Source organism: Emticicia sp. 17c, assembly GCF_037153985.1.
Taxonomy (GTDB): Bacteria; Bacteroidota; Bacteroidia; order Cytophagales; family Spirosomataceae; genus Emticicia.
This window is the reverse complement of record NZ_JBBAYI010000029.1, coordinates 1-10,804: the sequence shown is the minus strand read 5'-3', so window position 1 is coordinate 10,804 and position 10,804 is coordinate 1. Positions and strand designations below refer to the sequence as shown.

The following is a 10,804-nucleotide window of genomic DNA, read 5'->3' as shown; positions in this document are numbered from 1 at the left end:
AAAGGGGAAGCGGGTACCCAAGGGGGTTGTGTATATGCGGTGGGAGATTATTTCAGAACCCGTTCAATCAGCCAAGCCGACTTGCAAAATGAACAAGTCCGCATCATTGCTGACATAATCAAGCGCACCGAACCTACCGTTTTTCATGGTGATTTGGAGGTAGCCATTCAAAAATACCAAGAAAAAGGGACTGAGATAGCAAGTAAGGGTACCATTACGGCAGAAGACAAGCAAGACTTATTGACTTATACGCAAGGAATACAAGGAGCCATCAGTACTTGGAAAGACAAGTTTTCAGAGGTATTTGGTTGGGGCGAAACCGACCCCAAAATAGGTGAAATTCTAGGTGATATGACCGCTATCCTGACCCAACTCAAGGCTGACAAAACAAGCATGGAAGGCGGAACGCCGCCCGCAGGAACAAGTTACCCGACTATTCCTGATTTAAAGACCAAAATAGATGTCATTATTGAAAAAATAAAGTCCTTGCAGCAAGACAATGCCCCCAAACCACCGAGGATACAAAACGTAGTAGCAACCAATATTGGCTATAATGACGCCACTCTTACTTGGCAAGGCGACCCTCGTTTTACGAAATACGTAATTAGTTACAAAACTGCTGATGGTGGAGAATTGATAGAAACAGTCAATTCAAATCGTTTAGACCTCAAAAACCTCCAAGAAAATAGTCAGTATGGCTTCAGGATTGAAGCCTATGTGGGTGATGAAGTGGTGAGTACGTATGAAAATGGGGAGTTTAAGACTTTAACTCAAAAATTACCCCCTCCAATTAATTTAATTAGTACTAAATTAACTGGAAAATCTATAAAACTGTCTTGGGATAAAGATCCTAAACATAAAAGTTATAAGTTGATTTATAGAAGTAGAGATGGGGAATTACACACCGTTTTCCCTCAAACAAATCAAGTAATTATTGATAATTTAGACCCAACAGAAGTTTATCCATACGAAGTAATTGCCCTTAGTGATAATTTAGTAAGTGATGCAGCAAATAGTGATTTTACAACTGGTTTGGTATGTAGTGTTTCTTTAAAAGCTAGTAGCTTAAACATATCAAAAGGAGAGCAAACAACACTTACTGCCAGTTGTGGCGGTACTCTTAATTGGTACAATGGTGGGGAAGACATAGGAGTGGTTCAAGGAAGTATACTTTCTTGGCAAAACGGAGAGAATGGCACGATCTCTTCCGATAGAAAAACGTTAATCATAACCCCATTACAAAATACAACTTATACAGCAATATGTGAAGTAACAGATGGTATTGAAACAAAATCGTGTACCAGTGCAAGCCTCATTAACGTACAACCTGAAATATGTAAAAACTTTGTTATTAATCCCTCAAAAGAGGTAATACAATCAGGTTCTCTTGTTTCTATATCAGCAAGTGGTTGTAATGGTAGTTTTGCTTGGGATAATGGCTTAGGTGTTGAAAAGTCTTTAGCTTTTCGAGTGATAGAGAAAACCATGTTTACAGCAAGATGTAGTACAACAGAAGGAACTTGTGTAGCAACTGCAAGTATAGATATTGAGAAGAAGACTTCTTGCAGTAGTTATGAACTTGGAGGAAAGTATGATAGCTATAAATGTGGCGGAATACTTGATGGATTTTTGTTCGGTCATACATGTGATAATTATGAATATTATATATATAGTAGCACTGGAAACGTTAATGATATAAAAAATATAAGTTATGAATTTCAGGGCAATGCAGATGAAACCAGTCAATATGAAAAAAAATTTTATGCTATCGATGTTGATGGAGCTTTTACAGTAATTGCGACCTTTTCGGATGGAATGAATACTTGTAAAATATCAGATGTAGGTACAACCAAAACAAAAAACTGTGATTTCAGTATCTCACAAAAAACAGAAACAGATGGTGGAATAACATTAACACAAGTAGGTTGTAGTGCAGGAAATACTGTAAAGTGGGATGATGGCACTGGAGGTATTAATGGAGTTTTAACTCAACAACCAAGCATCACAGTACCTCCAATTAGTAAAAATTATACTGCAATATGTGGGCGAAATTCATGTCTTGTACGCACCCATGTTGAAACTCCCATTGCTATGGGATTGCTTATAACCAGTCAAGACTTATCAGGAAAGCCTAAGATTTATACCGATTATATAACTGGAAAGCCTTCAAATATTCCAGCAACCGAATATCCTGTAAAAATAGATGCTCTTTATTGTAATGGGAATTTGACATGGAGTAGTTCGCCACAAGTTGAGTTAAATATCAATAATAATAGTATTAGTATCAGCACTCCACCAATACAAACAACAACCTATACTGCTACTTGTATTAAGAATAATATTGTTATGCAACAAAGCGTAACACTCAATATTTCAAGTAAAAGCTGTTTTGCCATTGAAGCACCAGCAACAATTGAGATTGGAGAAGATGCAACACTAACAGTAACTGAAAATTCTGGCTGTATGGGTGATATAACTTGGTATCAAGGAGATATACAGATTGATGAAGGAACTGAGATATTTGTAACACCTTTGCAAAGCACTACTTACACCGCTAAATGTAGCAACCCACAATGTGCAGAATCGGTAACAGTAAAAGTAAAACCATGTAGCCTTGCTATTGCCTCTTCTACTGGTAAAAACAGTGTAAAAATGGGTGAGACAATTACACTTGCAATTGAAGGTTGTTCGGCTGGAACAATCAACTGGCAAGGAGGTGATGCTGATGGAGAGATTGGTAATGAGATAAGTATAAGACCATTTGAAAAAACAACCTACACTGCCACTTGTGACATTGTTGAGGGGTGCAGTAAAACAATAACTATTGATGTAATCACAGATTTACCACCCAAAATTCCATGTGAAAATTTCATACTTACGGCCAATAAAACAGAAGCCAACATTGCTGATAATGCTACTCTTACAGCAAGTGGCTGCACTGGTGGAACAATTTCTTGGCCAAATAATAGTACCATTATTAGTGCAAATACCGCAAAAGTAACTATCACTATTTGTGGAGAGAATAATTATGTAGCTACTTGCCAAAATGCAGGACAAACAGGTACAGCACAAGTTAAAATCAATGGCAAACTTAATTTTACAGTAGAGCCAATTATGGCTACAATCGCAGTAAATTCTGGTAAATCAGTAACTCTCACAGCGAAGGGTTGTTTAGGAGGGAATGTAGTATGGCATGGGCCTGAAAATGATGGGACAACTACTGCCATCAATAGTGTTACAAAAGTAGGCGAATATACAGCCACCTGTAACATCCCAACTTGTACACCTCTTGCTCAGAAAGTAACTGTCACATATAGCTGTCCAGGTTTTGTACTTAATGCCTCACCAGCATTTATAAAACCGAATACTAGTGCAACCGTTACTTTTACTGCTAAAGGATGTGAGGGAGGAGAAATTATCTGGTGGGATAACACAAGAACTACCAGTATGACAAAAACGATCAGTAATGTCGTACCACCAAAAACCTATAAAGCAATTTGTTCATTCTGTCCACAAAATGAAGTTTCGGCAATTATTTCAGAGGATATACCACCCAATCCAGAAGTGTGTGCACCTTTTCAAGCAATAGCTTCTACGACAACCTTCATTGAAGGTGATGCACCAATAACCCTACAAACAATAGGCTATAATTGTAAAGGGGCCATAACATGGTCGGATGGACAAGTCGGCAATTTTATCACTGTAAACCCAAATAATAATATCACTTATCAGGCTACTTGTACATCTGATGGTGCATCGTGCCCATCACGACCAGTGAGTATCAATGTAATCAAATGTAGTGATTTTGATGCTTATGCCATGCCTTCTTATAGTACTACTGCAAATATTGTAGTAAGTAATTGTTATGGAAATATCACTTGGAATGGAGCAATGGTTGGAAGTAATGTATTTGAAGTAGAAATACCAGATTCGTATAAAGGAGTAGTTGGGTGTGACAGACCTAAATGTACAAAAACCGTAACCATACAAAAACAAGAATGCCCAACACTCAAATGGACTAATGACAATACCTATCCATCCTGCAAAATTGTCAACGGATATACACATTATTATTACAAATATACCCTACAAAATGCTTGTCCTTATTATAAAATAGTTGATTTACTTAAAGAAGACGTTGACCTCAAAGATACTCAGGGTAATCGCCCGATTATTGAATTTGTAAGTGTTGGAGATGTTCCCTCTAAACTGATAGTGAGATGTTTTGAGGACCAGACTTTTAAAAAAGAAGTCTGTCGAACCCCAATAGAAAAAGCCGAATATCTGCCTGATTTACCATCCAACTGTTTTACCAATAGCATTAATAGCAGAATTACTCAGGCTAATAACACTGTAACTTTTTGTAATACCCCACTGCCAATGAGTAAAGCGGCCAGTGGCTATTTAGCCAAGCTATGCGAAGACATTGGGCAGTTAAAAGACGATGACGGAAATAGTTTTCTAAAGAATCCAGATGGCACCATGAGCGAAGCCAATGCCAAACAGATGATAGCATTGGTAGAACAAGCTCTCAAAAATAGTGGCAACAGCGACCTTAGTAATTTTACGACCCCAACTGACCAAGTGGCTATTTTGGCAGCCTTACAGGCAGGAAACTGTACGGTCTTTGGTACCGAAATGGCTAAGGGCTATAGTAATATCATTACTGCTGGTGGATACAATACTAGCATTCTGAGTACGTTTGAAGAAACAGAACGAACTGCTCTAAAAGCACTTTATCAACTACCCGATGCCATCAAGGCTATATTGGCACGCATACGCCAAGGGAATATCGATAAAAAAGAGAGTGTAAGCATTAGTAATATTATTCATAACTATGAAATAGCGTTTGGCATGGTAAAGAAAAAAGATGGTATTATGGAATATTATCAACCATTGGTATTATCAGATGGAATAACTACTGTAAGTGCCATACAGCTACTCTTTAGTGATAATATCGTGAAGGTAAACCCAGTACCTTTACCACCAGCAGTTGATATATCATTAAAAGATAAATCGGAAGATAATAATACCATCATTTACGGTTCAATAAAAACATCATCAAACTGGATAAGTATTACTGATACAAAAACGGATGAATTTAAGGCCTTGAAGCAATAGCTGAGTCCGCCTTCTTATACAGCTACTTTCCCAATTACGGGCGAGCAATTAAGAGAAATTTTCTGCACAAATGTTGATAAATGTAAGAGTCCTTCATTGGACAGGTGTAATGAGATTGCAAATGTGATTAACAAGTATAGTGATAAATTTGAAATAAATACAGCACTTAAGCTGTCTTATTTCTTAGGACAGATTGGAACGGAAACACAAAGGTTGAACAAATTACAAGAAACTACTTGCTATAAAAGTAAAGATAGAATAAAAGAAATATTTGGTAAGATTTACTATTGTGACTTATTTGAAGGATATGAAGCAAGTTGGGATGAGTGCGGAGAAGGACATCCAAAACAATGTACTCCAAAATTAGCTAAAATTACTTCCGACTTAGTCGTTAAAGATAAATATGTATGTTCTCCTTTATTAATAGATTACACCTATTCTTGCCGAATGGGAAATGGAACACCTGCATCAGGAGATGGTTCAAAATTTTTAGGCAAAGGTTTTATACATCTAACTGGTAAAGGTCAATTTGAAAACATTTCAAATTTATGGAATGCAGACCCAGACAATGTTAATAATAAAAAAGACTTTGCGGGTAAAGATATTAATGAAATAACTGACAATATTGATGTTGCAATAAGAGCAAGTATGTATTATTGGAAAGATAATGAATTAAATACATTGGTTAAACCAGATATGAAAGATAGTCAAATTGATAAAGTTGGGGCAATTGTAAATGGAACAAATCCACCGAATAGCCCTGATGACCGTAGGAAATTTACAAAAAAAGCATATTCAATTTTAATAAAATAAAATCATGAAGATTATTGATAAAGTACTTATTATAGTTATCATTTTCATTTGTAATGAAATAACAATTGGTCAAACCATTGGAACATTAAAAGATATTCAAGGTATTTGGCAACATCAGGATATAAGAGCAGACGAAGATGTTGATAAGAGTTATCAAAGCTGGAATATAATAAAAAATGATACTATTCTTACAATTTTGTATATCAAGGAGAGCCGAAGTATATCTGCTTCTTTGATAAAATGTGGTTTTCAAGATAAAAAAAAGATAGATATAGATTCTTTGGATGTTACAAAGTTAAAAAACAAGGGCAAATACTTTACTAATATATTTTTAGACGAAATACATAACAATAATTATGCAAAAAAGTCTGGGATAATTGTATTTGAATATTTCGAGCTTTTAGATAAAAATACATTGGTAATGAATGGAGGACATGTTTCTTCTTTTACTAAAGTTGATAAATTACCTTCTAAGATTTTAAAAATGGTTAAAGGTTTGCAACAAAAAGATATTGTTAAATTTCTAATTCTTGCTAAAATAAAGTAAATCACTCGTTAACATGGAATTATGCAACTTTCAAACTCAAAAAAAGCATATAATCTATTAAAATGAGAATAGTATTAATCATATTATTACTCCCTTTCTATGGACTAAAAGCCCAAGAAAACTATGTGGAAAAATTCCAAGGCTTTTGGGGTGGGCATATTTCTAACGACCCTGAAAGTAAAATGTATTTTTATGAAATAGTTAAAAATAATAATAAACTTTCAATTACCTATGAAAAAGATAAAATTATGGAGGTTCTTATAACAAGAATAGGGTTTGTTAATCAACGAAAAGATAGCTTAGTATTGGCTGATTTAAAGAATAGTGGCAAATATTTATGTGATTGTATAATAAAAAAAGAGATTTCCTTAGACTGCTTTTTTATAGAAGGATTTGATAAAGAAGGAAATTCTTATTGGTATGGTAATACTGATATTTATGATTTTAACAAAATTCCAGCATTACCCCAAAAAGTCATAACAGATTTATTAAAATGGGATTCAGGCAAAGTAAAAAGGGATTATTTAAAAGAATTTATGGAAAAGAATATTTTTGAAATAACAGTTAACAAAACTAATATTTTTTTTAACATTGACACACCTACTAGAATGTACCTAATAAAAGGTGATGAAGTGGAAGCATTAGAAGAGAAAGGAGAGTGGCTAAAAATCAGGTATTATGGCAAAAAGATAATCGAAGGATGGATAAAAAAAAGTAATTTGGGGATGGATTGACAGAACGATGAGCGAAGCCAATGCCAAACAGATGGTTGCTTTAGTAGAACAAGCTCTCAAAAATAGTGGCAACAGCGACCTTAGTAATTTTACGACCCCAACTGACCAAGTGGCTATTTTGGCAGCCTTACAGGCAGGAAACTGTACGGTCTTTGGTACCGAAATGGCTAAGGGCTATAGTAATATCATTACTGCTGGTGGATACAATACTAGCATTCTGAGTACGTTTGAAGAAACAGAACGAACTGCTCTAAAAGCACTTTATCAACTACCCGATGCCATCAAGGCTATATTGGCACGCATACGCCAAGGGAATATCGATAAAAAAGGAGTGCAAGCATTAGTAATATTATTCATAACTATGAAACAGCCTTTGGTATGATAAAAAATACCCTAGGAAAAATGGACTATGTAGGTAAATTAGTTTTGTCTGATGGAATAACTACCGTTACAGATATTCATCTACGCTTTAGTGATAATATTGTGAAGGTAAACCCTGTACCTTTACCCTCTGCGATTGATATTAGTTTAAAAGACAAAACAGAAGCAGCCAATACTATTATTTATGGTGTTGAGCTATCATCTACTAATTATATAAGTATTGCTGATACGAAACCTGAGGAATTTAAAGACTTGAAAGCATATCTTGGTGGTAATAGTGGTTACATACCACCTATTGGAGAAGTAGATATAGACCAATTGCAAGTATCACAAGAAGGAAAAAGCCTTATTTCTAAAGAAGAAGGGGGATGTATTCTTCATATTTACAACGATTATAAAGGGGCTAAATCAGATTATTGTAAAGAACATTACGAAGACGGACAAATTATAAGTGGTCACAAAACTGATGCTTCATGGAATAGAAATCCATGTGATGCTACACCTCATTATGGAGAAATTAAAAATTATAATATAAAAGGATATGGAAATCCTACAATATCGGTTGGTTATATGATTACAAATGAGGCAGAATTATCTTCATTTTGCTTAGTTAATGGAGGATACATATCAAAAGACAAATGTTTAGATTTATTCTCAAAAAAATTGCCATCATACATTGAAGATTTGAAAAAAGCATTACCATCAAATGCAAAACTTACTCAATGCCAATTTGATGCATTGGTAAGTATAGTATATAACCGTGGAATTGGAAAGGAAAATTGTTCAAAGGGTGTTGGTAAATGTGGATTTAAAAGTGATGAATTATATAAAAATTATTTAAAAAATGGCAACTTTAGTGGAAAAAATGAGACTGAACGAGAAGAAATTAAAAATTTCATAATTAATGACCACTCAAAATTAAAAGGAGGGAAACGTCGAGAAGCTGAAGCCAATCTATATTTTAACTGCAAATACTAAATAATTATGAAAAACCTAAGTACACTATTTTTATTATTAATGATTGTAAATACCTCCATTGCTCAAAGTTCGATAACAGTGGATAATAGGCTTTTTAAAATAGTACGAGTCGATTCATCAAAATTTGATATACGAGGATGGTGGATGATTATTGATAAGAAATATTCTTATGATGACGATAATATTCATAAGAATAACCCAACAGAACATTTGAATAAAGGTAAAGTACTATTTTCTGATGATTATTTTTATGCTTTTACACCTGACCTACATAATTTAATCTTTAATCCTACTTTTAAAAAGAAATATTATGAAAATATAAAGAAGAATAGTCGCTTAACCTACCTACAAAATTTTTTTGAAGGTTTATTGTATGTAAATATTTATGAAAACAATGAATCAGAACCTTTATCAACAGTCACTGTAATAAATCAAGACTTAATAGCTTATACAGAGGCAGATGATGAGTTTATATTTATGGAAAGGATTAACAATAATAGTGATAATAATTTTTGGCAAAAGGTCGATGATTTCGAAGTAATGTTAAGTAATGGCTATTCTGGCTATAATTATCAATATATAGTTTTGCCTAAAGAGAAAGTTAAAAAGAAAGAGGGTTTCTTGGAGTTTATTTATATTTCACAGAAGACTTGTGTTGATACAACTTTTTCTATTAAATACATTATAAATAAGAATATTCATAGTCAATTAAAAAAAGATTACAATCTATACACTGACTAGTCCTAAAAAAGCGATACAGGATTAATTAATAATAAATGTACATTTTTAAGCAGTAGAAATCATTTGATTTCTACTGCTTTTTGATTTATAAGACTTAATTATAAGTTTATTTTGATTGTGCATCTGCCTGGGTGTCAATAAATAATTCGATAAATGTGGTCTTATATTATTGTAAATTTCAATTGACTCTTTTACTATTTGTTTGATGAGTTTTAGATTCAGACTATACTTATCAATACTAAATTCTTGCTTTAATATTCCATTTACTCTTTCAGCTATTGCATTTTCATAAGGGTCAGAATTCTGAGTCATACTGCATTTTATTTGGTTCTTTTTTAGTAATTTCTGGTAGTCATCTGAGCAATATTGCAAACCTCTATCCGAATGATGAATTAAGGATTGTTGTCTGTTACTTCGTTGTTTAATTGCCATTTTTAAGGCATTTATACTGCTTTCAGTATTCAGATTATCAGCCACATAGTACCCCACAATCTTTTTAGAATAAGCATCTGTAATCAAACTCAAGTAACAAGGCTTATCTCTTCTACCGATATAGGTAATATCCGATACCCAGACTTGTTCTGGCCTATTAATCGTTAAATCATCAATCAAATTCTTATGTTTTCTGAATCTATGATGAGAGTTGGTAGTAATGCGATAACTACGTTTGGGCTGTATTAATAGATGATTAGCCCTAAGAATATCAAAAAAACGGTCTCTACCTATTTTGAGTCTTCGTAACGGCTCATTCAAAAGATAATACATTTTCCTTGTGCCTATCCTTGGCATCTTGATTCGTAAGTCCTCTATTAATTTAATTACTTCGCTGGCTTTATCTTGTTTAATTCTTTTTCTGCGAATACTCCGATAATAAACCTGTCTGTCTATCCCGAACAAGGAACAGGAAAACGCTAACGTTTGTTTTTGTTCTTCTTTAAATTGGGTGATTGTTCGGGTGGTGAGTTTTTTCGAATATCAATTTTATATTCTTCCTCGGCTAATTCAATCATCATATCAAAGATGATGGCTTTTTTATCTGATACAAATGCTTGTTCTTCTAACAAGGCTTTCTGCTTCTCAAGGAGCTTCACTTTCGCTTCAAGCTCCATGATTTTTTGCTCTGGGGTCTTTGACATATTATTTGGACTTTGATTCTCCCAATCAAAGTTACCAAATTTCCTAAGCCATTTCAAAACTGTCCCATGACCCTGAATACCGTATCTCTTCATGGCTTCTGAGCTAGTTAGTTTCCCTCGTTCAATTTCTTGAACAATTTGTAACTTAAGTGACATACTGTAATCTCGCTGACTACGCTTAACGTAAACTGTTTCTTCTTCCATAACGATTCTGTTTTTGTTTCGCTATTTCAGGACGTGACACACAATTCAAAAAAAAGGGGTTTTAAATGATTATATAGAACTTTCTAAGAGCATGTTTAAATTTTGAAAAAGGGTATCGGTTGCTTAAATTGTAAGTGACCAAACCTATA

At 34.0% G+C, this 10,804-nt stretch carries 9 protein-coding genes; 7 read left to right on the top strand and 2 right to left on the bottom strand.

The window, feature by feature from the left end; genetic code table 11:
- Nucleotides 1–81: 81 nt before the first annotated feature.
- The 7 genes from WAA15_RS24095 to WAA15_RS24065 all read left to right on the top strand — a co-directional run bounded on the left by WAA15_RS24095 (nucleotide 82) and on the right by WAA15_RS24065 (nucleotide 9,315).
- A complete protein-coding gene (locus WAA15_RS24095; protein WP_337045417.1) occupies nucleotides 82–5,121 on the top strand; it encodes a fibronectin type III domain-containing protein in 5,040 nt (1,679 codons plus the stop codon).
- Between the two features lie 123 nt (nucleotides 5,122–5,244).
- A complete protein-coding gene (locus WAA15_RS24090) occupies nucleotides 5,245–5,934 on the top strand; it encodes a hypothetical protein (RefSeq protein ID WP_337045416.1) in 690 nt (229 codons plus the stop codon).
- A gap of 4 nt (nucleotides 5,935–5,938) precedes the next feature.
- Nucleotides 5,939–6,481, top strand: coding sequence for a hypothetical protein (locus tag WAA15_RS24085; RefSeq protein ID WP_337045415.1), 543 nt, complete (start codon nucleotides 5,939–5,941; stop codon nucleotides 6,479–6,481).
- A 62-nt stretch (nucleotides 6,482–6,543) separates the two neighbouring features.
- Nucleotides 6,544–7,215 carry an SH3 domain-containing protein gene (locus tag WAA15_RS24080; protein WP_337045414.1) on the top strand — a complete coding sequence of 224 codons (672 nt, stop codon included), beginning with the start codon at nucleotides 6,544–6,546 and terminating at the stop codon, nucleotides 7,213–7,215.
- A gap of 7 nt (nucleotides 7,216–7,222) precedes the next feature.
- Nucleotides 7,223–7,597, top strand: coding sequence for a hypothetical protein (locus tag WAA15_RS24075; RefSeq protein ID WP_337045413.1), 375 nt, complete (start codon nucleotides 7,223–7,225; stop codon nucleotides 7,595–7,597).
- Nucleotides 7,594–8,574 carry a glycoside hydrolase family protein gene (locus WAA15_RS24070; RefSeq protein ID WP_337045412.1) on the top strand — a complete coding sequence of 327 codons (981 nt, stop codon included), beginning with the start codon at nucleotides 7,594–7,596 and terminating at the stop codon, nucleotides 8,572–8,574. The genes WAA15_RS24075 and WAA15_RS24070 overlap by 4 nt, the downstream gene beginning before the upstream one ends.
- Before the next feature lie 6 nt (nucleotides 8,575–8,580).
- Entirely contained in the window at nucleotides 8,581–9,315 is a 735-nt protein-coding gene (locus tag WAA15_RS24065; RefSeq protein ID WP_337045411.1) for a hypothetical protein, read from the top strand.
- 45 nt (nucleotides 9,316–9,360) lie between these two features.
- On the opposite strand, the gene WAA15_RS24060 is transcribed toward WAA15_RS24065, so the two are convergent.
- Both WAA15_RS24060 and WAA15_RS24055 read right to left on the bottom strand, forming a co-directional pair.
- Entirely contained in the window at nucleotides 9,361–10,212 is an 852-nt protein-coding gene (locus WAA15_RS24060) for an IS3 family transposase (RefSeq protein ID WP_337045410.1), read from the bottom strand.
- Nucleotides 10,213–10,226: 14 nt separating this feature from the next.
- Nucleotides 10,227–10,655 carry a transposase gene (locus WAA15_RS24055; protein WP_337045409.1) on the bottom strand — a complete coding sequence of 143 codons (429 nt, stop codon included), beginning with the start codon at nucleotides 10,653–10,655 and terminating at the stop codon, nucleotides 10,227–10,229.
- Between the last annotated feature and the right edge of the window lie 149 nt (nucleotides 10,656–10,804).